The 23,914-nt window shown below is 51.2% G+C and carries 17 protein-coding genes and 1 rRNA gene; 2 read left to right on the top strand and 16 right to left on the bottom strand.

Going from position 1 to position 23,914, the window contains the following annotated elements:
* Positions 1-108: 108 nt before the first annotated feature.
* The 7 genes from DW082_RS14325 to lon form a co-directional block, all read right to left on the bottom strand.
* On the bottom strand, positions 109-399 hold the full coding sequence (locus DW082_RS14325; RefSeq protein ID WP_147387016.1) for a hypothetical protein: 291 nt from the start codon (positions 397-399) through the stop codon (positions 109-111).
* A gap of 106 nt (positions 400-505) precedes the next feature.
* Complete coding sequence (locus DW082_RS10760) at positions 506-2,320, bottom strand: glycoside hydrolase family 2 protein (protein WP_118458575.1); 1,815 nt, start codon at positions 2,318-2,320, stop codon at positions 506-508.
* Positions 2,321-2,419: 99 nt separating this feature from the next.
* Positions 2,420-3,040, bottom strand: a complete 621-nt coding sequence (locus DW082_RS10765; protein WP_147387018.1) for a hypothetical protein — start codon at positions 3,038-3,040, stop codon at positions 2,420-2,422.
* 99 nt (positions 3,041-3,139) lie between these two features.
* Positions 3,140-4,564 (bottom strand): RNA polymerase factor sigma-54, encoded by a 1,425-nt coding sequence (gene rpoN, locus DW082_RS10770; protein ID WP_055203250.1) that lies wholly within the window; start codon positions 4,562-4,564, stop codon positions 3,140-3,142.
* A 171-nt stretch (positions 4,565-4,735) separates the two neighbouring features.
* Positions 4,736-6,133 (bottom strand): asparagine--tRNA ligase, encoded by a 1,398-nt coding sequence (asnS, locus tag DW082_RS10775; protein ID WP_118458579.1) that lies wholly within the window; start codon positions 6,131-6,133, stop codon positions 4,736-4,738.
* A 287-nt stretch (positions 6,134-6,420) separates the two neighbouring features.
* A complete protein-coding gene (gene mnmA, locus DW082_RS10780) occupies positions 6,421-7,593 on the bottom strand; it encodes a tRNA 2-thiouridine(34) synthase MnmA (RefSeq protein WP_153498204.1) in 1,173 nt (390 codons plus the stop codon).
* Positions 7,593-10,016 (bottom strand): endopeptidase La, encoded by a 2,424-nt coding sequence (gene lon / locus DW082_RS10785; RefSeq protein WP_055203245.1) that lies wholly within the window; start codon positions 10,014-10,016, stop codon positions 7,593-7,595. The genes mnmA and lon overlap by 1 nt, the downstream gene beginning before the upstream one ends.
* Positions 10,017-10,213: 197 nt before the next feature.
* Here lon and DW082_RS10790 point away from each other — a divergent pair, with 197 nt between their 5' ends.
* Together DW082_RS10790 and DW082_RS10795 are read left to right on the top strand one after the other, a co-directional pair.
* Positions 10,214-10,984, top strand: coding sequence for a cellulase (locus DW082_RS10790; protein WP_180951580.1), 771 nt, complete (start codon positions 10,214-10,216; stop codon positions 10,982-10,984).
* Positions 10,985-11,039: 55 nt separating this feature from the next.
* Positions 11,040-13,667, top strand: a complete 2,628-nt coding sequence (locus tag DW082_RS10795) for a valine--tRNA ligase (protein WP_101573707.1) — start codon at positions 11,040-11,042, stop codon at positions 13,665-13,667.
* A gap of 426 nt (positions 13,668-14,093) precedes the next feature.
* Here the strand turns inward: DW082_RS10795 and DW082_RS10800 are convergent, their stop codons facing one another.
* The 9 genes from DW082_RS10800 to rrf form a co-directional block, all read right to left on the bottom strand.
* A complete protein-coding gene (locus DW082_RS10800; RefSeq protein WP_101573705.1) occupies positions 14,094-15,227 on the bottom strand; it encodes a 6-bladed beta-propeller in 1,134 nt (377 codons plus the stop codon).
* 745 nt (positions 15,228-15,972) lie between these two features.
* The gene (locus DW082_RS10805) at positions 15,973-17,100 is read right to left on the bottom strand and encodes a 6-bladed beta-propeller (protein ID WP_182424153.1); all 1,128 of its coding nucleotides are present in this window, start codon (positions 17,098-17,100) and stop codon (positions 15,973-15,975) included.
* A gap of 345 nt (positions 17,101-17,445) precedes the next feature.
* The gene (locus tag DW082_RS10810) at positions 17,446-18,570 is read right to left on the bottom strand and encodes a 6-bladed beta-propeller (RefSeq protein ID WP_118458583.1); all 1,125 of its coding nucleotides are present in this window, start codon (positions 18,568-18,570) and stop codon (positions 17,446-17,448) included.
* 70 nt (positions 18,571-18,640) lie between these two features.
* Positions 18,641-18,919 (bottom strand): hypothetical protein, encoded by a 279-nt coding sequence (locus tag DW082_RS14330; RefSeq protein ID WP_125147129.1) that lies wholly within the window; start codon positions 18,917-18,919, stop codon positions 18,641-18,643.
* Between the two features lie 401 nt (positions 18,920-19,320).
* Positions 19,321-19,839 carry a hypothetical protein gene (locus tag DW082_RS10815; RefSeq protein WP_118458585.1) on the bottom strand — a complete coding sequence of 173 codons (519 nt, stop codon included), beginning with the start codon at positions 19,837-19,839 and terminating at the stop codon, positions 19,321-19,323.
* 1 nt (position 19,840) lies between these two features.
* Positions 19,841-20,950, bottom strand: a complete 1,110-nt coding sequence (locus tag DW082_RS10820) for a 6-bladed beta-propeller (RefSeq protein WP_118458587.1) — start codon at positions 20,948-20,950, stop codon at positions 19,841-19,843.
* 286 nt (positions 20,951-21,236) lie between these two features.
* The gene (locus DW082_RS15130) at positions 21,237-21,362 is read right to left on the bottom strand and encodes a hypothetical protein (protein WP_259335601.1); all 126 of its coding nucleotides are present in this window, start codon (positions 21,360-21,362) and stop codon (positions 21,237-21,239) included.
* A gap of 478 nt (positions 21,363-21,840) precedes the next feature.
* Entirely contained in the window at positions 21,841-23,016 is a 1,176-nt protein-coding gene (locus tag DW082_RS10825; RefSeq protein WP_118458589.1) for a 6-bladed beta-propeller, read from the bottom strand.
* An 805-nt stretch (positions 23,017-23,821) separates the two neighbouring features.
* A 5S ribosomal RNA gene (rrf, locus tag DW082_RS10835) occupies positions 23,822-23,914 on the bottom strand; the annotation flags it as partial.

Raw genomic sequence — 23,914 nt, forward strand, 5'->3', positions numbered from 1 at the left:
GGGAGCAAACGATCGTTCGCTCCCCCGTAGCGTTTGTAAGGAATCGCAAAAACAAAAAAGAGGGAACCGTCGCGGTTGCCTCTTTTCCGGGGAATTATCCCTAAACTACTAACCCAAACTTAAATAAATGAAGAAACCTTGTTGCTTGTCCACTTTACTTCTTTCCTTCGATGTATTATACTTCAAACTCTGTGCCAATCTTTGCATCCGGATCGTTTCGGGTTTATAAACCCTTTTTAGAATCCCTCTGCCGTATTTATGAATTACCAAAATACGTGCCACAATTTCCGGTTTCTCGCCAAACTGTCGTTTCGGCACGCATATCCGGACAAAACGTCCGGTCGGCGGAACGGCATCTCTTTCCCGGCCTCCCGGATAAAAAATGCGGCAGGATCCCATACCCGCCGCATTTTCTGAATAAGACCACCTTGTTTTTACTATCTAAAACTCGGTAGTAGAACGAAAAGGACGCACCGTTTATTGTGCACTCCGTTTCCTTTTTTGTTTACTTGTCCAACGATTTACAGATCGCTTTGTTCAGCGCGCTGATTTTCGCCTCGTCCACCTTGATCAGCTTCCGGTCGTAGGTCATCAGCCCGTTCACCTCGATCTCGACGTCGCTGGTCTGCGTATAAACGCCGGCCGAAAATCCGCGTTTTATCATATCCTTCAGCATACCGGTATATTTGAGGTAGGCGTCGGTCACCTCTTCCGGGCTCTTGAACTGCACGTATCCCCAATTGCGGTCGGGCACCCACAGATGCCCGTCGACGGCATACCCGATACCGCCGTACTCGCCGAGCGCCGTCACGCGCTTCGTGTCGTACAGGTACAGCTCGGGCTGCGGATAATTATGCAGGTCGAGGATATCGCCGCAGGAGGTGTAGTGGTTTCCGCCGCTGGCCGAATTCACCGACCGGGTCGGATCGTAGGTTTTGGTCCATTCGGCGATCTCGTGCGTTTTGAACTGTCCCCACGCTTCGTTGAACGGAACCCACACGGCAATACAGGGATTCGAATAGAGGTAGTCCATGATCTCTTTCCACTCCTTGCGGTAGTTGGCCTCCGATTCCGCGCCGCGTTTCCATTCGGCCCCGTCGAAATACTGCTTCATCTGCCACTGCGGACCGCCGTCGCCGCTGGGCATGTCCTGCCATACCATAATCCCGTGACGGTCGCAGAAAGTATACCAACGAGCCGGCTCCACCTTGACGTGCTTGCGGATCATGTTGAATCCGAAGTCTTTCGTCTTGATCACATCGTATTCGAGCGCTTCGTCGGTCGCGGCCGTATACAGGCCGTCGGGCCACCAGCCCTGGTCGAGCGGGCCGAAATGGAAAATATCCTTGTTATTGAGTTGCAGCCGCATGATTCCGTCGGCATCGCGGGCGGTCGAATACTTACGCATCGCGGTATAGCTGTCCACTCGATCGACCTCCTTGCCGTCTGAAACGAGCGCGACCTTCAGGTCGTACAGGAACGGGGAGTCGGGGCTCCACAGTTTCATGTCCGCCGGCATCGCGACCTCCACCGGAACGCCGTTCACCGCCTTCGCCCGGGCAATCTCTTTTCCTCCGTCCAGCACGGTCACCTCTACCATATCGGAAACCTGCGCGGCAGCGGCGTCGACCTCCACGCGCAGGGTCTTCCGGTCGATATCGGGCGTGGTGCGAATCCCGGCGATGTACTTCACAGGCACCGGTTCGAGCCATACGGTCTGCCATATCCCGCTGACGGGCGTATACCAGATCCCGCTGGGATTATTCACCTGCTTACCGCGCGGTTGGTAACCGACGTCGGTCGGATCCCAAACTTTTACCTTCAGCGTATTGGTTCCTTTCTTATTCAGCGCGGCGGTAATATCGAACGTAAACGGGGTATAACCGCCCGTATGCCGACCGACCAGGACGTCGTTGACCCATACGTCCGTTTTCCAGTCCACGGCCCCGAAATGCAACAGCACCCGCTCCCCGGCCCATTTAGCAGGCACGGCGAACTCGCGCGAATACCATAGTTCATTCTCTCCGCCGAGACGCTTCTGAACGCCCGAAAGACTCGATTCGACGGCGAACGGCACCAGAATTTTTCCGTCGTACTTTTCCGGCTGCGCGCCGACCGGAACGATGGCGTAATCCCACAGCCCGTTCAGGTTCTGCCACCGGTCACGCTCCATCAGCGGACGCGGGTATTCCGGCAGCGGATTCTGCGGATCGACTTGGTCGGCCCACGGAGTTTTGATCTTGTCCCCGACCGGCTGCCATTGGGCAAAACCGGCGGTTCCGAATAGCAGTGCAGCAGCGAGTAAAATTGATTTTCTCATACTTATCTTGTTAGGTTAATCGTATTGTTAACAAAGATAAGTTTTTTTCGAAAACCAAACATACAAAACGCCGACAAGCGATCCGCATTTTTTTCGAAATCAGAAAAAAAGAATAACGACCACCGAGATAACCGCTCCGCCGCCGGCTCCGGCGGCGACCTGGGCCAAATTGTGGCTGCCCAGCCGCAGACGGGCGCTCCCGAGCAAGCCGGACAGCAGCAGGCATCCGACGAGCGCCTGCTGGAGATTGGCCAACCCGGCGTAACACACCACGGCGAGCATACCGAGCAGACCGCCCGCGGCAGTCATATGCAGGCTGATTTTCCAATACAGGTTCACGAAAAACGCGAAGGCGACGCAACACAGCGCGGCGATCAGAAAACGGGTGATCAGGAATGCGAACAGCATGTTGGACATCGCCACGATGCACATCAGGTAACAAACGGCGACGATTCCCATCGGCAGCATCCGCGTTTTCTGATCCTGCAACGACCAGTCGGGAATCACACGGAACCACCGCAGCACCCCGATGGAAAAAGCCGGCAGCAGCAGCGTATTGAGCGCCACGATGCCCAGCAGGAAAAACTTCACCCGCGGCGGCATGTTGACCATCACCGTCGGCCCGTACAGCATCAGTAGTACCGCCCACGTCGGAATGACGAAAGGATGCATCAGCGCCGAAATACCGCGGCTCAAACGGTTCCATACGGAATATTCCATGACTTTCCCGGTTTTCGGAAACAAAGATAGCACAAATATCGGGGAACGGTGCTCCCGGAGGGCAGAATTCCGCAGCCGGCGCGGCGGTACGGCGTCCGCCTACAACTGCCTGCGCAACCGGGCGACCGGAATCCCCAGCATCTCGCGGTATTTGGCCACCGTGCGGCGCGCGATGCGGTATCCCTTGTCGTTCAGGATATCCATCAGCGTCTCGTCGGTCAACGGCTTGCGCTTGTTCTCCTTGTCGATGCACTCAGAGAGGATGTTCTTGATCTCGTACGACGACACTTCCTCGCCGCTGTCGGTCTGCATCGCTTCGGAAAACAACTGTTTGAGCGACAGGATACCGAACTGCGTCTGCACGTATTTGCTGTTCACCACGCGCGAAATGGTCGAAACGTCGAGCCCGGTAGCGTCGGCGATGTCCTTGAGGATCATCGGCCGCAGCTTCGACTGGTCGCCGTCGACGAAAAATTCGCGTTGGTAGTCGAGAATCGCCTGCATCGTCCGCATCAGCGTGTCGTGCCGCTGCTTGATCGCCGAGATGAACCACTTCGCCGAATCGATCTTATTCTTGACGAACTGGATCGCCTCCTTGTTCTGCTCGGCGCTTTGGCCGCTGCCGGCGCTCATGCTGCGGATCATCTCCATGTAACGGCGATTCACTTTCAGATCGGGAATGTTCGACGAATTCAGGCTCAGCTCGAAAATACCGTTCTGGTAGTCGAGCGTAAAATCGGGCATAATATAGGGCTGGGCCGAACTTTTGCCGTCGCTGTACAGATTACCCGGCTTCGGCGACAGGTGCACGATCTCCTCGATCGCGTCGCGGAACTCGTCTTCGCCGACCGACAGCCGCGTCATCAGCTTTTCGTAGTGTTTTTTCGTAAATTCGTCGAAGTAGTTGGTCAGGATTTTCCGGGCCAGCTTTTCGGATTCCGACAGCTCCTCGCGCGCGTTCATTTGCAGCAACAGGCACTCCTGCAGGTTGCGCGAACCGATCCCCACCGGCTCCAACTGGTGGATCACCCGCAGGATGCGTTCGAGCTCCTCCTCGGAAGTTTCGATGCCGAGACTAAAGGCGATGTCGTCCGAAATGGATGACAGGTTTCGACGCAAATATCCGTCGTCGTCGATGCTGCCGACCATGTATTTGGCCAACGTCATCTCGCGTTCGGACAGATTTTTGAATCCGAGCTGTTCGATCAGGTACTCGTGCAGCGACATACCTTCGGTCAGGTAAACGGGACGTTTCTGGTCGTCGGGAGAGTAGTTGTTGGCGTGATACTTGTAGCGTGGAGTATCGTCTTCGGCGAAATATTCTTCGACGGATACCTCCTTGGGCTGCTCCTCTTCCTGATCTTCGGACGGTTCTTCTTCGAGTACGGGATTCTCCTCGATTTCCTGCTTGATGCGCTGCTCGAGTTGCAGGGCCGGAAGCTCCAGCAGTTTGATCATCTGGATCTGCTGCGGCGACAGCTTTTGGAGCAATTTTTGAACTTGGCGTTGATTAAGATTGGACATAGCTTTTCAATTTTCAATAACTGATTCAATAGATTTACGTATCTTCTGTATAATTACAAAGATAATTATAAATCTATTGAAAGGCAGCCCGCAGAAAGGGGACTTTATAACAGGATAAGACTTATCTTATATCCTGAAACCGCCGTCCCGTGTGCAAGAATTTAACCCGGACTAAAACTCCGCGTTCTTCGGCGTCCGGGGGAACGGAATCACATCGCGGATGTTACCCATTCCGGTCACGAACAGCAGCAGCCGCTCGAAGCCGAGGCCGAAACCGCTGTGCGGAGCGCTTCCCCATCGGCGGGTATCGAGGTACCACCAGATATCTTTCTCGGGTACGCCGACCTCTTCGATGCGCCGGCGCAGTTTGTCGAGGTTCTCCTCGCGCTGCGACCCGCCGATGATCTCGCCGATCTTCGGGAACAGCACGTCCATCGCGCGAACGGTCTTGCCGTCGTCGTTCTGCTTCATGTAGAACGCTTTGATCTCCTTCGGGTAGTTAATCAAGATGACCGGTTTCTTGAAATGCCGTTCGACCAGGTAACGTTCGTGCTCGCTCTGCAGGTCGAGTCCCCAACTGACCGGGAATTCGAACTTCACGCCGCTTTTGACCAGGATATCGATCCCCTCGGTATAGTCGAGGCGGACGAAATCGTTTTCGACGACGAACTTCAGGCGGTCGATCAGCTCCGCGTCGTACATCTTGGCGAGGAACTGCAGGTCGTCCTGACAGTTATCGAGGGCATAGCGGATCAGGTACTTCAAAAAGTCCTCGGCCAGTTCCATATTGTCTTCCAACTCGAAGAAAGCGACTTCCGGCTCGATCATCCAGAACTCGGCCAGGTGGCGCGGGGTGTTCGAGTTTTCGGCTCGGAACGTCGGGCCGAACGTATAGATCTGCGACAGGGCCAGCGCGCCGAGTTCGCCTTCGAGCTGGCCGGAGACGGTCAGGTTGCAGGGTTTCCCGAAGAAATCCTGGCTGTAATCGACCGCGCCTTCCGGGGTTTTGGGCACATCGTTCAGGTCGAGCGTAGTGACGCCGAACATCGCTCCGGCGCCTTCGGCGTCGCTGCCGGTGATCAGCGGCGTATGCAAGTAGAAAAATCCGTGGTCGTTGAAATATTTGTGGATCGCGTAAGCCATCGCATGGCGGATACGGAGCACGGCGCCGAAAGTGTTGGTACGCGGGCGCAAATAGGCTATTTCGCGCAAGAATTCGAGCGAATGGCCTTTCTTCTGCAACGGGTACGTTTCGGGATCGGCGGTGCCGTAGATCTCGATCGACGAAGCCTGTATTTCGACGGGCTGGCCGGAGCCGAGCGATTCGACCAGCGTGCCGGCGACTTTGACGCAACTGCCGGTGGTGATCTCCTTGAGGAGGTTTTCGTCGAATTTGGCTACGTCGGCTACGACCTGGATATTATGGATGATCGAGCCGTCGTTGACGGCGATGAAAGCTACGTTTTTATTTCCGCGTTTGGTTCTGACCCAGCCTTTGACGACTACTTCCGTACCGAACGCCGTTGATTTCAACAGCTCTGCAATTTTCGTTCTACCTCCGCTTAACATAATCTCTTATTTATAGAATTAAACCGAATGACAAATATCGCATTTTTTATTCGAAAGATGAAGTTTTCGGGTAATTTTTAGGGGTCGGAAACGCTCGTCCGGACGCCGACCTGCTCAGCGTCCTGCAATCCGGCGTCAAAAAAGGCTGGGCCTGCTGAACGCCCTGTACGACGCCCGGAGAGCCGAAAAAGACGAGCTTAAAGCCGAATAACAAAACGGAGCGGGGAGCGTTTTGGGACGCTCCCCGCTCCGTTTTACCCGGCCCGCATCCGCAGGCCGCACTTGCCTTAACAATGAATCACCCCCGATCCGATCAATTCCTCGCCGTCGTACCACGAGGCGAACTGCCCGGCCGTAACGCCGCGCTGCGGCTCGTCGAACACGATATACCCGCCCTCGGGCGTCACATGCAGCACGCCGTCCTGCAACGGCTGCCGGTAGCGTATCCGCATCCGGAACCGCGCGCTCGCGCCCGGCTGCAACGCCCGGTCGGGACGTACCCAGTGCATCTCGTCCGGCAGAATGCGCAACCCGCGCCGGTAAAGTCCCGGATGTCGCTGTCCCTGGCCGACGTACAGCACGTTGCGCTCCACGTCCGTCGCAATCACGAACAACGGCTCCGGCTTGCCTCCGACGTTCAGGCCCTTGCGCTGCCCGATCGTGAAGAAATGCGCCCCGCGATGCCGTCCGACGCACGTTCCGTCCGTCTCGCGGTACGCGTACGGCGCAGCCAACTCATCGAGCGTCGCGCCGTCGGCCAGCGGACGGTAGCCGTCCCACGAGGCCGGCACCTCGACGATATCGCCCTCGCGGGCCTCCAACCACTGTTGCAGGAACACCGGCAGATCGACCTTGCCGACGAAACAGATGCCCTGCGAATCCTTGCGGGCCGCCGTAGCCAGGTGCTGTTCGGCGGCGATCCGCCGAACCTCCGGCTTCAGCAGGTGTCCGATCGGAAACAGCGCGCGCGAAAGCTGCCGCTGGGTCAACTGACACAAGAAATAACTCTGGTCTTTGTTCGGGTCGCTGCCCGCCAGCAGACGGTGTACCGTGCGCCCGTCGATCTCGACGTCCTCGCGGCGACAGTAGTGACCCGTAGCCACGTAATCGGCCCCCAGGTCAAGCGCCGCTTTCAGGAAGGCGTCGAACTTGATTTCGCGGTTGCAAAGCACGTCCGGGTTCGGCGTCCGTCCCCGGCCGTACTCGGCAAACATATAGTCCACGACGCGGCGGCGGTATTCATCGCTCAGGTCGATCAGATGAAACGGGATGTCGAGCCGCTTGGCCACCAGTTCGGCGAACATGTGGTCGTCGTACCACGGGCAATCGCCTTCGAGCGTCCCGGTCGTATCCTTCCAGTTGCGCATGAAAAGCCCCACCACATCGTATCCCTGCTCCTTGAGCAGGTAGGCCGCCACGCTCGAATCGACGCCTCCGGAGAGGCCCACCACTACCCGCATCACATCACCGCCAATTTCAGCACGTCGCTGTTGGTCTTCACATAATTGAACTTCAGGCCGCCGAGGTACTCGGGTTTGATCTCCGAAATATCTTTGCGGTTATCCTCGCTGAGGATGATCTCGTGGATACCGGCGCGCTTGGCGGCGAGGATTTTCTCCTTGATCCCGCCGACGGGCATCACGCGGCCCCGGAGGGTCGTCTCGCCCGTCATCGCGACGCGTTCCTTGACCTTGTGGCCGGTGAAGGTCGATACGAGCGAAGTCACCATCGTGATACCGGCGCTCGGCCCGTCCTTCGGGATCGCTCCCTCCGGCACGTGGATGTGCACGTCGTACTTGCTGAACATCTCCGGATCGATCCCCAGCTCCCGGCTGTGGGCCTTGACCCATTGCAGCGCGATCGTGGCCGACTCCTTCATCACGTCGCCGAGGTTGCCCGTCATCGTCAGGGCGCCCTTGCCCGGCGTCAGGATCGACTCGATATACAGGATATCGCCGCCGACCTCCGTCCAAGCCAGCCCCGTCACGACGCCGACAATGCCGCCGACCTCATACTCCTCCCTCTGGAAACGCGGCACGCCGAGGATTTTCTCCACGTCGGCAGCCGTCACCTCCGGCTTGAACTGTTCGTCGAAACCGATGTTCTTCGCACGCGTGCGGACGATCTTCGCGATGTTCTTGTCCAGCGCGCGCACGCCCGATTCGCGGGTATACTCGCCGATCACCTTCTCGATCACCTTCGGCCCCATCCTGAACTGCTTGGCCGGGACGCCGTGCGCCTCGAGCTGCTTCGGGATCAGGTGCTTGCGGGCAATCTGTATCTTATCCTCCAGGATATAGCCCGGAATATTGATCATCTCCATCCGGTCGCGCAGCGGCGCCGGGATGTTCGCTACGTTGTTGGCCGTTGCGATGAACAGCACTTTCGACAGGTCGTACTCCGTATCGAGGTAGTTGTCGTGGAACGTCGTGTTCTGTTCCGGATCGAGCACTTCGAGCAGCGCCGACGACGGGTCGCCGTGGTTGCTGACGGTCACTTTGTCGATCTCGTCGAGGATAATCACCGGGTTCGACGAGCCGGCGCGCTTGATCGTCTGAATGATCCGCCCCGGCATTGCGCCGATATACGTTTTGCGGTGCCCGCGGATCTCGGCCTCGTCGTGCAGGCCGCCGAGCGAGATACGCCCGAACTTGCGCTTCAGCGCAGCCGCCACCGACTTGCCGAGCGAAGTCTTACCGACCCCCGGAGGACCGTACAGACACAGGATCGGCGATTTCAGGTCGCCTTTGAGCTTGATTACGGCCAGGTGCTCCAGAATCCGGTCTTTCACTTCGTCGAGCCCGAAATGGTCGTTGTCGAGCCGTTTTTTCGCATGGGCGAGGTCGAGGTTATCCTTCGTATAGGTGTCCCACGGCAGGTCGAGCATCAGTTGCAGGTAATTGAGTTGCACCGAATATTCGGCCACCGCCGGGTTCATCCGTTCGAGTTTGGACAACTCTTTGAAAAACAGCTCCTTCACCTCCGGTTTCCAACGCTTCTTCGCGGCGCGTTCATGCAGATCGTCCAGATCCTTGTCGGCCGGATCGCCGCCCAGCTCGTCCTGGATCGTGCGGATCTGCTGCTGCAAGAAATACTCGCGCTGCTGCTGATCGATGTTCTGCTTCACCTTACCCTGGATTTCGTTTTTCAGCTCGGCGATCTGCTGCTCGCGCACCAGTATCTCCAACAGCCGGCGCGCACGCGCCAGCAGGCCCGGAGCCTCCAGCAAACGCTGGCGGTCGGCGTCGGGCAGATCCATGTTCGAACAGATGAAGTTGATCGTCCCGCGTTTGTTATCGATATTCTTGATCGCAAAAGTCGCCTCTTTGGGCATCTGCGGCGAAATATTGATAATATTCAGCGCGACGTCCTTGATCGAATCGACCAGCGCCTCGAACTCGATGTTCGTCGGCTCGGGAATCGAATCCTTCAGCGGAGCGACCGAAGCCCTGAAATAAGGCTCCGTCATGATGAAATCGCGGATTTCGATCTTGTCCAGTCCGTGCAGGATAACGGTCAGATTGCCGTTCGGCATTTCGAGCACTTTCAGGATGCGGGCCGCCGTTCCGACACGGTACAAATCGTCCGGGCCGGGTTGTTCGACCTCCGACTCCTTTTGCAGCACGGCGCCGAGGATACTTCCGCCGCTCTCCACCTCGCGAACCAGTTTCATCGACTTGTCGCGGCCGACCGTAATCGGCGTGATCGACCCCGGGAAAAGCACCGAACTGCGCAACGTCAGAATCGGCAACACCTCCGGAATCACTACGTTTTCTCCCATATCACCATCTTCGCCCGCCATGATCGGGATTACATGGTGACGGCCTTCGAGCATATCTGATATGCCTGCGAAGTCCTCTTTCTTATTATATTTTTTACTCATCTTCGTCTCTGTTTAATCTGCAAATATAGTGCATTTTAACTAAAATCAACAAACTGTTCCCGGCGAAATGCGCCGTCGCCCGCTTTTCGACACAGGTCAAAACAGCCGCCAATCTTAAAGTTTTTCAAAATAGAAACGAAAAAAACAGCCCCTATTATTGCAAATCGCTATCTTTACGACGTAAAATGATACGAATCGTGAAAAGCTACATTCTGAGCCTGTTGCTCGTATTTTCGGGCATCGCTTGCTGTCCGGCCCGGCCGCTGCCGAAAGCGTGGGTGCGCGACAGTCTGCCCGCGCTGACCGAACGGTGCAGGCAATTGCTGTCCCGCGCCTACATGGCCGAAAAATTGATCGGCGAAACCCGCTCGCTGCCCGGCTGGGAGGGTTTCAACGTTCGACTTTACGAATACCGTACCGGCCGAGACGTTCGCACCGGAGCCCCCAAAACCGGCAGGGTATATCTGCTGAATCCGGAGCCGGAGCGGCTGGCGCGGTGGATTGCCACGACCTGCCTGGAAGTCAAAGGAAGCCTCGGTTTCGAATATACCGACCGGCTGCTGCGGTGGATACGCGGGCAGTCGGGGGCGCAGTTCCCGGTGCGGGGCGTCGTTTACGAAGCGATGGAGCGGCCCGGGCGCTACGAACCGTACGTGTTCAAGGACGGCGTGACGGTGTACGTGGCCGACAACGCCCGCTTCCCGGCAGACGGGCACTGCACCCCCGAACAGTTGGCGTTTTACCTGACCCTGACCGATGCCGACCTGAAACCCCGCACGGGCCGTTACGCCCGCATTTGCAGCACGACGCGCGAACAGTACAAAGCCGCCGGCGGCCGCGACGAAGTGGGCGACAGCGACTCCGACCGCCGACTGGCATGGCTCGATACGGTGCGCAGGCTCTACCGGCGGGCGATGAAATCCGACCGCAACGAACTGATGATCGCCTGGGCCAAGGCAAACCTGTAATAATTGCCGGAAAATTGTTATTTTTGCGAGATTAATGCTAAAATTCGGAATACTTATGGAAATCGGTGCAAAATACACCCCGCAGCAGATCGAATCCAAGTGGTACGACTACTGGATCCGCCACAATTTTTTCCACTCGACGCCCGACGGAAGGGAACCCTACACGATCGTCATCCCGCCGCCGAACGTGACCGGAGTGCTGCACATGGGGCACATGCTGAACGAAACCATACAGGACGTGCTGGTACGCCGCGCCCGGATGCAGGGCAAAAACGCCTGCTGGGTTCCGGGAACCGACCACGCGTCGATCGCCACCGAAGCCAAAGTCGTCCAGAAACTCAAAGCCGACGGAATCGATAAAAATTCGCTGACCCGCGAAGAATTTTTAAAACACGCCTGGCAGTGGAAAGAGAAACACGGCGGCATCATCCTGAACCAACTGCGCAAACTCGGCGCTTCGTGCGACTGGGAGCGTACCAAATTCACGATGGACCCGGCGCTGAGCGAAAGCGTCATCAAAGTATTCGTCGACCTGTATAAAAAAGGTAAAATCTACCGCGGCGTACGAATGGTCAACTGGGACCCCGCCGCGCAGACCGCCCTTTCCGACGAAGAGGTCATCTACCGCGAATCGCAGGGCAAGCTGTACTACCTGCGCTACAAAATCGAAGGAACGTCGCGTTACGTCGTCGTAGCCACGACGCGGCCGGAAACGATCCTCGGCGACACGGCGCTGTGCGTCAACCCGAACGACCCGCGCTACCGGGATCTGCCGCAGGATGCGCGCGTGCTGGTGCCGCTCATCGACCGTTCGATTCCGGTGATCCGCGACGAGTACGTCGACATCGAATTCGGAACCGGCGCGCTGAAAGTGACCCCGGCCCACGACGTGAACGACTACATGCTCGGCGAAAAATACAACCTCGAAATCATCGACATTTTCAACGACGACGGTACGCTGAACGAGCACGGCGAACGCTACGCCGGCATGGACCGTTTCGAAGTCCGCCGGCAGATCGAGAAAGACCTCGCCGACGCCGGCCTGCTCGAAAAGGTCGAAGCCTATACCAACAAGGTGGGATATTCGGAACGCACCAACGTGCCGATCGAGCCGAAGCTGTCGATGCAGTGGTTTCTGAAGATGACCGAACTGGCCCAGCCGGCTCTCAAAGCGGTCATGGAAGACGAAATCCGGCTGGTTCCGGCCAAATTCAAGAATACGTACCGCTACTGGATGGAGAACGTCAAGGACTGGTGCATCTCGCGGCAATTGTGGTGGGGCCAGCAGATCCCGGCCTACTTCCTCCCCAAAGGGGGGTACGTGGTCGCCGAAACGCCCGAAGAAGCGCTGAAGCTGGCCCGCGAAAAGACCGGCGACGCTTCGCTGACGGCAACCGACCTACGCCGCGACCCCGACGTGCTCGACACGTGGTTTTCGTCATGGCTATGGCCGATCTCGGTGTTCGACGGCATCAACCGCCCCGAAAACGAGGAGATCAAATACTACTACCCGACCAACGACCTGGTCACCGGGCCCGACATCCTGTTCTTCTGGGTCGCCCGGATGATCATCGCCGGATACGAATACCGGGGCGAAATGCCGTTCAGGAACGTCTACCTGACCGGCATCGTCCGCGACAAACTGCGTCGCAAGATGAGCAAATCGCTCGGCAATTCGCCCGATCCGCTCGACCTGATCGAACAGTACGGGGCCGACGGCGTACGGCTGGCGATGCTGCTGTGCTCGGCGGCCGGCAACGACCTGTTGTTCGACGACGCGCTGTGCGAACAGGGACGCAACTTCGGCAACAAGATATGGAACGCTTACCGGCTGGTAAACGGCTGGCAAGTGGACGACTCGCTGGCGCAGAGCGACAGCAACCGGCTCGCCGTATCCTGGTTCGACGCGATGCTGAACCGTACGCTCGGCCAAATCGAAGAGGATTTTACCGAATACCGCATTTCGGAAGCGTTGATGAAGCTGTACCGCCTGTTCTGGGACGAGTTCTCCGGATGGTACCTTGAAATGGTGAAACCGGGCTACCGGCAACCGACCGACCGGGCGACGATGGACGCTACGAAAGCGTTCTTCGACAGGTTGCTCCGGACGCTGCATCCGTTCATGCCGTTCATCACCGAGGAAATCTGGCAGCACATGGCTCCGCGCAAAGACGGCGAAAGCATCACGGTCGCCGCGCTGCCCGCGCCGCAGCCGTTCGACCAGGCGCTGCTCGAACGCATCGAACAGCTCAAAGAGGCCGTCTCGTCCGTGCGGAACATCCGCAAGGAGCACAACATTCCGAACAAGGAAGCGCTGGAACTGTACGTCATCGGGGACGACAATTATCATCGCGAATACAACCCGCTGCTGCAAAAAATGGCGAACCTGAACCGCGTGGAGGAGATCGCCGAAAAGCGTTCCGACGCAGCCGCGTTCATCGTCAAAACGACCGAATATTTCGTCCCGCTGGGCGGCAGCATCGATGTGGAAGAAGAACTCAAGAAGCTGAAGGCCGACCTCGCCTACCAGGAAGGATTTCTCGCCTCCGTTCTGAAAAAACTGTCGAACGAACGTTTCGTACAGAACGCCCCGGCCAAAGTGATCGAAACCGAACATGCCAAACGGCACGACGCGGAAGCCAAAATCAAGGCGCTAAAGGAACGTATCGATCAGTTACAATAAAATTTCACAAGACGAAAAGAGCCCGGAAAGATTCCGGGCTCTCGTTTTAAAACATAAAGTTATCTTAAAAAAAACATCCATACAGGAAAATATCTCCGAAAAGACTTCTACACTACGTCAACGTGCAGACTGTAAATTAAAAACTTTCTCATATAATAATTTCCGCACATCTTCATTAGCCGTTGGATTCCCAACCAATGTCACCCGATTTGTCGAATCCAGTAAAAAACTATGGTAATGAAAATCCTGTGGGATATGCGTATTCAATCTACCAAAAACACCGGATTCATCGATATATACGACATGTATGGATTTATAAGCCTTTTTCTCTGGATTGCATCTTTGTGATATTTTCTCTCACGGTACGGTACAACTTAAAAAGCAACCTACCAACAAAAGTATAATTCACCGTGTAATTTTCATATTTTATTTCAATTGTTGGATACCGATAGCACATCCTCCCGCATGAATATGATCAATAATATGATCGGGTAAAGACACGTCTTTCGGATTCACATTCGTGGTCATGAAATAGGAAAAGATAAACGGATCATCGTATTCGGTAAACAAACTGTTTGAAAATAACTCGACCGGTTGACTCTCATATTTAATTCCATTTTTTCTATCAACGATGAAACACCGCGATTTTCCATGATCTCTCAACTTTCCGATGATTAAATCTCCTTTTACAGCAACATAATCCTTGATAAAACAATAATTTTCGAATTTATCCAATTTAGACTCTACGTCCTTTTTATTTTCATCGGGAACATTGCACGCTCCAAAATCGAAACGAATTATCTGTCTGAGATTCAAATCTCGACTCAACACATACGCATTATTATCAATAGGCTGATTATAAACAACATTCTGTTCGCAATCCGTAAAACGATAAGATGAAAACACATAGGCGGGATCGATATATTCATCATAATACAATACCTGATTCTCCATTTTACATTGTGAATCCGTCTGCCCGATCTTATATCCTTTCGCACGTCCGCTATTCCAGGACGCTAATCCGAATATTATTTTTCCCCCTACCGATTTGAGAATATCCGCCTCAAAATCCAACGTATGACTCGCTATGAAATTAAAATCAGAATCGTACAAATTAACCTTATCGGTATGTGAATCCAATACATACAATACTCCGGACTCCCTGTCTATATCAAAATCGGTTATTTGTAAATATTCGTAAAGGGCCCTGCCTTTTCTTTGGAATTTTCTAATAAATTTCCCGGATCGATCGAATTCCAGAATCGCATTCAATCGTTGATCCAATATGAATAATGAACTATCGACAAATTTCACTTTATCAACCCGCCCGAAAAGAGCATCGGAAACGGTATCGAATGCAACAAACTCCATTTTAGACACAATATCCTCCGGAATCTGTTCAAAATTTCGGCTTGTTAACGATTCGTAATCTATAATAGACACGGGTACATCATAGTCTACCTTCTTCCGAGAATCGCATCCCACGAGGAACAACAATATGCCAATTAATAAGATTGGCTGTTTATCAAAACATATAAACAGACGGATGAGTTTCGACATAACATTCTCTCTTTCTCAAAAATCTGCCCATCCGATTTTCCATAAATTTACAGAAAACCGAAAAAGGCAGACTTTTAGTATTCAACAGATTTTCCCGCTGTTACCCTTTAATTGCAACCAGACAAGTCTTTACAATTTACCGTATTCTCCGACTTACAGTTTCCCGTAGCTTCAGATTTAGTACCTCCGCAAGGAGTGTCCTCACTTTCCCCGCTCGCCAACGCTTCTACATTGGCCGAAAGAAATAAAATTCGATCGGTATTGTCAGAAACCAACAAATAAGCGCCGGCAGCCCATGCGACCGCAAACGAACAAATCGCTCTTTCATAACAATTAACAATCAATAAATAACAAAATTAACGCGATCTTCATTACAATATTAACGATAATTACCATTATCGACAAACCGTCATCACTAAAAAAGAACTTATTAGAAACTATCATCGTTACAGGCTACAGGCGATTTGCTTATCGTAAACGTTCCGGGATCATCGATTCCTATGTAAAAAAGTCCTTCGAAAAACAGGATTGCCGGCAGTCGGCCGGCCAGGGGACGATAAACCCACGGACGTTTCGCCCCGGCCAGAATGATCGAAACCGAACATGCCGAACGGCACGACGCGGAAGCCAAAATCAAGGCGTTGCAGGAGCGCATCGCGCAACTGGGATAAAAACATTTACAAAACAAGAAGCCCGTTGTGTGGAGACAACGGGCTTCCTGTTTTTATCGTTAAAAATCGACCATTCAACGAACCTCATACAAGAACAGGATCGGATTATCGTCCTCTTTCATCCTCTCTATTTTTTCCTTAAACCAAGGAGCCGCTCCCTTAGCGACATGCTCGACATAAATTTTCAACGACGCCTGATTCACCGACGGAAGAAACGCGATATATTTATTTCCGATATCCTGCGTCGGCAGCATCCCGTTGCACGGAATTTGAGTTTGGGTGTCCAGAATCGTCGGGAAAGCCTTCACCTCGTTCGTCCGCGTATCGAGCACGCAAAAGCCCCGGTTATTGACCGAAAAATACAACTTCCCGGAACTCTCTTTGATGTTAGCCAACCCGGTAACGTAATTACGATCCCTCACCTGCTCATCAAACTCCTGATCGGACAGCCGACCGCCTTTCTGCAACGACTCAGGCAGATTGTATTTGCCGAAATCGATCCAGTAACGGGGAACGACGGCACCTTCGTCATATTGATAAATCGTATTGGCAAAACGCCGTGCGAAATAGGGTTTCGTACTGGTCTGTATCAACGCTCCCGGCGGATAGAACGAACCGATATCGATCAACGGCAGATCCAGCACCTTCTTTTTATGCAACGACCGATCGTCATTGGGCAACTCAACGAGAAAATCATCTCCGTTTTGCGCCCGTAAATCCATGCAGATCAAGCGATCCTTCGCAATGGCGAACTGAAAAAACAATTCGTCTGTCAGTACCTCGCCGATAAATTTGCCGTTATAATCAAACCGCATAAATTTCGAAGGCACATCCGAATAAACGACGAATTGCCGCCTGTCATAATCGAAACAACAATCCCGGATCTTTATGTATTCGCCCGGACCGCGTCCCTTCCGGTCGATCGAAAACAAAAACCGGCCTACCGTATCGAACACGCATATTTTCCAGCTCCGATCATCATAAACGGCGATCCGGTCTTCGAAGACGAACACCTTACCGATGTTGCCCAAAAGAGCTCTTTCGGCCGTTTCGAAAAAAATCACGCGACTTTTCGAAAAGATCGAAGTATCGGGCTGGCTGCGGTCGCTATCGGAAAACAAATCCCGGACATCCGCATGCACGAAGGAAACCGAAGCGCCATCCTCCCCTCCCTTGGCATGACACCCTATAACACATGACAAACATGCAACTATCAAAAATAACCTTGTCTTCATTCCGTCGTTCGGATTCGTTCATATATCAACCACCCCCTACGCATTCACGCAAGAAATCGTTTCCACTCCGTTACAGGGCGTGTCCATAAGCTTATTTTACGAACGCCATCCCACAAAACGATCACGGCCGCCGTATGACCCTGAAAAAACGCCTTTCGCCTTGTCCCAAATCAACCATTAGCGGCGACACCCCCATACGACCGCAACGAATACGGAACTGACTTTCTCCGGCAACCGTCCCTAACCATGAACAAATATCAAAATTAATCGGATTTCACTACAATATTAACGATAATTGTCATTACCGGCAAATTAATTATGAATCGTCCCCATCGTGTATAAAACCAATACTCCGCCGCCGTTAACAAGATGCTCTTCCACGACCGGTTCCGCACGTTCAAAACCATCCGCTACCAAACTTTTGTAACTATCGTCTCCTGCAAGAAAACAAACATATTTATCATTATAACTACATAACGGAAACCATAAGCATTTAAAACTGCTCTCCGCCGAATTCACAGTAATCCCTCCGTTTTTTCCATCATAAAGAAAACAATCTAAAAAATCACCAATACTGACTTCCAATGCAATATAATCCCTACACATCACAGGAGTGCCATAAAGATAATGATAACCATTCTCATTAATTGCGTGTATATCACCACGACTATCCCGGGGAATTTTATTCGGCCCGAAATCGACTGCAATATTGAACATGGTGTCTGCATTATTTTTTGAAAAGACAGTGAAAACATCGGAACCGCACGAATGAAAAACAATGCGATCTTCCGTTGTCGAAAAATAGGTTTGCTTGCCGATTGGATCTTCCTCGGAATAAGTAAACAACCTGCGTTTTATGCGGCAATTGGAATCCATAACAAAAAGCCTGTGCGGTGATTGCTTATCCGACAGGCTGCCTCCGGGTAATGGTGCGAATGCAAAAAGAAAATCACCGTTATCAAAACACTCGACATCCCAGACTACCACGGGTAATTTCTTCTTATTTAAATATTTCCCCGATCGGGAATCATAAACATAAAGTATATGTCGATAATTGTCTATGACATAAATAGAATGATCGTCGACCGCAAAGTTTTTAATTTCAAGATATTCCTGCGGCCCTCTTCCCTTACGATCAATTGCGAACTTAAAATTCCCGGCTAAATCGAAAACAACGATCTTATGATTCCGAAAATCCCCGATATAAATATTTCCGTTTTTCATCACGAGCTTATTAATTTCCGAGAAAGCAGACTCTTTCACATCTTCTAACAAAATATAATCGACTGAACGAACAGACGTAGCAATAAGAGAATCCGGAAACCGATCAAACATAATAGTCCGGTCTATCCTAACGTTTTCCTCATTTTTTACTTTAGAGCAACAAGCAATAAAAACAAATACGCTGAACCAGAGAATACTATTTGCCTTTTTCATTTCGTTAAAATAAAATATAAGAACAGAACCAAATCTCGATTCTGGTTCTGTTCATTATCAAATAATTCAATTAACTTTTGTGTGTCGGGCAACGTTTTGAATTACATCCACTTCCTCCTCCCTGACATGTTATAATCTCCACCTTACATTTTTTACCTTTGGAGATTTGCACGCCACAAATGGAACTATACATATATCCGTCCGGATACTCATACTGTCCGCCTTCATCACGCGTTAACGCCTCGACATTTGATAAAAGAAGTGCCCCCTCACTGGTTTTGTCCGCTGTTAGTAAATAAGCACCGGCAGCCAATACGACCGCAAACGAACATAGAATTACTTCTTTCATGATAATTGATTTTAATAATCAATAAATGGCAAGATTGAACACAATCTTTATTACAATATTAACGATAATTACCATTATCAACAAACCGTTATCACTAAAAAAGAACTTATTAGGAACTATTATCGTTACGGGCAGCAGGTAATTGCTTATCGTAAACGCTCCGGTTCATCAATTCCTATACAAAAAAGCCTTCCGAAAAGCCTGGCTGCGGGGGACAATAAACTCACGGACGTTTCGCCCCGGCCAAAGTGATCGAAACCGAACACGCCGAACGGCACGACGAGGAAACCAAAACCAAAGCATTGCGGGAACGTATCGCGCAGTCGGGACATACACACAAAACAACCGGCCTGCTGTCCTGCGACAGCAAGCCGGTTGTTTTCACTTACATACGAAAGAAGTCACTCGTCGGAGCGGATAGCCGATTCGTACAAACGCCAGATTTTGTCGCTCCCTATCGGATTGCCGACGGCCCGAGGCTGATTACGACCGTTTAATAAAAACGTATGGTAAGCCTCCCGGTCGATATGATAAGTCGCGGCGAAAGATCCCAACGTATCGTAGAGCACAGGCAGCGTAAAGTGAATCATTTTCATCTGGGCATGGATCGCCTGCATATCCGGGACGTGAACGACCAGAACGACCGGAACGCGCATACGCCCTCGCACCACATTCCACATCCGCAGGCTCTGCAACTTACAACCGACGCAACCCGAAGAATCGAGGTAGTGGACAATCTTGGGGCCGGGCATCCGTACGGTACTTTTCGCCAGATCTTCGGGCGCATACAGCCGGCTCAAGTCGATGCGTTGCTCCATAAACGATTCCAGTTTCCGGTACTCGGCTCCTTTCCGTGAATCGCAGCCGGTTCCCATACTCAGCCCCATCCCTACGATCAGCAAAAAGTATCTTGCCAACATCCTAGAAATCCTTTACCTTAAAACATGCCAAAAAAAGATTGGCGTCCGTCTCCATACTGTCTATCATCGCCTTGTATTTGCCCGAAAATCCGTAATCTTTCGCCATATATTGCAGCGTTATCGCATGATGCGGACCGTAACACCAATCCTCGTCGCACGCATAGATAATGCTGGTCAAATAGTCGAAAGTACGATCCCCGCTCATATTTTCAAGCGTTTTATCGTACCGGATCGCATTTCCGGAATTTTTCGAATAAAGGTACATATCGTCCATCCCGGAACGTAACAAGATATGCGATCCGACATTGAAAAACTCCACCGGGAAAAAATAGTTTCGCTTCTCATATTCGGGCAATTCCGCATTGGGATCCATTTCCCGGCGCTGCTCGTCGTTCAGCAATTTCACGTCCTCGTCCCCACTCTCTATAATATAAGCCGGGGATACGGTACGTTCCGACACGGCGACACGGTAAACCGTATCCCCCAAGGTAGGATAGTATAGAATATCCCCGTTGTCCAAATAACCGCTGGCCGACAGGAACGACAAACCGTATTTTGGCGTCCGGTTCCTTATCATGCCCTGTACGACGTCTCCTTTCAGGTCGATCCAGTGCAAATCGTAATCCCGCAGCAGCGAATCCTGATACTGTTCCTTGTTGTCGTTTTCATACCTCAGGATCATATCGTCGCGGAAAGCGATCACCTGTTTCGGCGTAAAATCGACTTTAACCACATGTTCGAGATTCAGAAATTCGTCGAAAATAAAAATCTTGCGAACGACGTCGTCTGCGACCAATATTTTCTTGCTGACCGGATCGGCCGCGAGAAAACACAACATGAAATACTCGTCGGGCCCGTTCCCCCGCGCTTCGAACTTTTTCAGAAATTTCCCGTCTCGATCGAAACAGAGCAACTTCGTTCCCATCCGGTCGAGTAAATAGAATTTGCCATTCAGCAATTTCAGGCAGCGCACATAATCGAACATCGATTCCGGGGTGGTCTCCAATTGAACAAAACGGAGCGAATCGAATAATTCGGCTCCGGAAACCCTGTTTTTTTTCGGTTCGATCCACAACCGGGTTAGCGAATCGGACGAAGTCCGGCGATACATATTGCGATTTTTGCAGGAAACGACTCCTGCAAATCGCAATAACCAAACACAAAACTTTTGCTATTTTCATCGACTGCAAGCTATGAAATCGATCAACCGATCATACAACTCGGACATCCGGAAAGTTCTCCCCCCTCGATATATATACACACCGGAGTCTTTCCCTTAACGAGTTGGGGCGGATCGGTCGGGCTAAGTCCGGGGAACGCTACATAACAAGGAGGCTCTAAAATATAAGAAACTATTCTATACCCCATTTTGGGCGGTTCCGGTTTTTCATCTTGCGTCAGCGCTTCGACATTGGCCAATAAAAATCACCGCAACCGCCAAGTCCGCTGTTCTTCAGATAAACGCCCGTAGCCAATAATGTAAAAATGCCCGCGACTCCCCAAAAGATAAATGCTTTTTTCATAACAATAACGTTTTGATAGTTTAATAAATAATTGGTAATAAATAACACATAACATCATTGCAATAATAATAACAAACCCGGTAACGGACAAGCAACCTCACCAAAAAGGAATCAATTAACTACCAATCCCGGCTTCGAATCGTCAGGCGGGCTTTCTCTTCATGTTCCGTCCGGAACAGACACGGTACGCTCCGTTTCTTCCCCCCCATCCTCCCCTGCGTCACGCTCCCGCACAAAAAAGAGTCCCCCGATTGCTCGGAGGACTCTAAGGAGGCGGCTACCTACTCTCCCACATGTTACTGCAGTACCATCGGCGTGAACGGGCTTAACTTCCCAGCGAAATAGGAAGGGGGGGGAACTTCGCTGCTATAATTACCTAAATCTTTATTGTTATCCTACAACATCATACAGACTCAGCGATACCTTTAGTAAAAATTTCTCCTGTTCAATCCGGTTCCCTTGTCTAAAGAACCGAACTTTATGGATTTAATTGATAAATAATCAGACAAGGATTATCGTCGACCTCGATAGACGGGATGATTTGGCGCAATCGTGCGGTTTGTTCGGGATAATCCTTTTCAAAATCGTTATATTCATCTCTCCCATCCACGAACGGTTTCATATTCAATGCACTTATTTCTGTAATGATAGCCTGCTGCGAAATTGCGCGTATTCGACCGAAAGGAAGAAAATATTTTGTCTCATTGACGACCGGTTCGCAGAGCCGACTCGCTCGCGTTTGTTTGTCATATACCAGCAAACGAGGTTGCCCTTCAAATACGAAATAGAATACCCAATAACGTTCGGTCTGCTGGAAACAGTTAATCTTCTGAACAAATCCGTTCGCTTCATTCGGGTCCAGATGTTGTAACTTCTCAAAACGGTTCACTTGTTCCGGCCAACCGTATTTTCCAAAATCCAATCGGAACAAAGGAGTCGCGCCCTTTTCTGAACAACTGTAAATAAGATTCTCACGCGGAGCAAGAAAATAACCGACACCGTCGTACGATGAAAAAGCATATGCATCGTTATAATACATGCTTTCCCATCCCTTTTTTATCGGAATATCCCCTCTCACAACTTTATAGTTTTCATCCAATATCCAGAGTTCATAAGAACCATCTTGCGCATATCCCCCCGCATATCCAACAACACCGTCGCGCATAGGGCATATAGCAACTAATTCTTTCGGCAATTCGGTTTGAGAAATTAGGGAAGTTCCGTCCAGATCGAACGAAAGTATTTCCGACGAATTCCTTGTCAGCAAATTCAACGTACCGGATTGGTCGTCGATAAAAAAATCACGTAGCTGAATGTATTCTCCTGGCCCTCGACCTTTCCGACTGATTTTACGGATTGCTTTGCCTTGCATGTCAAAAATAAATAGAGATTGACTGGCATAAAAATCACCGATATATATCTTGCCGTCATGAATCAGAACTTTATCGATTCGTCCGACCAATACGCTATCGTTTGTTTCCAGCCTTACAATCCGGATATCTTTGATAAGAGACAATCGTTGCAACTCAACCGTATGCTCGTCCAGATCTATCGTAATAGACTGAAATTCACATGTATTACATTGCATCTGACACGAAAATAAAAATAAGCACGAAACCAAGGATGCAACACTCACAGACAATACTTTATTCATGAATTCCAATTCTAAAATAGCCCCAAACGTTAAATGATATCAGCTTTACGGCCTTATTTGGATGGACCCGCACTGCAATTCTGCGGAGTACATAACTCATTCCCCCCTGCAGCACAATGCACCTCTCCACTCGCCGAATAATAATACGCCTTACCCGTTCTATCCGTTTTTAAAGTAAGCGTTACCCTTCGACAGAAACCGTAATTTCTGAATTTTTCGGCCCTGAAAATTCATAATAACAACCATTCGAAGATCTTATGTAAAGATCTGAGTTACCTTCGTCTCGCGCCAATGCTTCTACATTAGCTAATAGACACGGACTTTCATAAGTGGTACTTTCATTTAGCAGGTAAGTGCCAATAACTGACGCAACGGCAAATGAACACAAAATCATCTTTTTCATAACTATTATTCTAATAAATTAATAAATAATGAAATCATATAAGATCATCGTTTCAATCCATTTCATATCAAAGAGCTACTCTCCATTAGTCGAAAGATTAAACGAAACGACTGCAAATCCACAAATTACCCTTACCGTATATAATGAAGAAACTTTACTCATACATGAACATTTAATAAGATAATAAAGATATATATATGACGATAATAATAAAGATAATAGCAATATCCAAACGCATATTTAACAAAAAAAACAAAAAAAAACAAAAAAAAGAACCAAAAAGATACCAAAAAGCAATCACCTTCTGTTCGGAAGCGAAGCTCGTTCCCTCGCACCACGACCGATACTACCCCTATCAATATCCGCACAAAAAAGAGTCCCCCGAATGCTCGGAGGACTCTAAGGAGGCGGCTACCTACTCTCCCACATGTTACTGCAGTACCATCGGCGTGAACGGGCTTAACTTCTCTGTTCGGAATGGGAAGAGGTGGAACC

The sequence above is a fragment of the Alistipes sp. AF48-12 genome, assembly GCF_003477565.1.
In the GTDB taxonomy this organism is placed as follows: Bacteria; Bacteroidota; Bacteroidia; order Bacteroidales; family Rikenellaceae; genus Alistipes_A; species Alistipes_A hominis.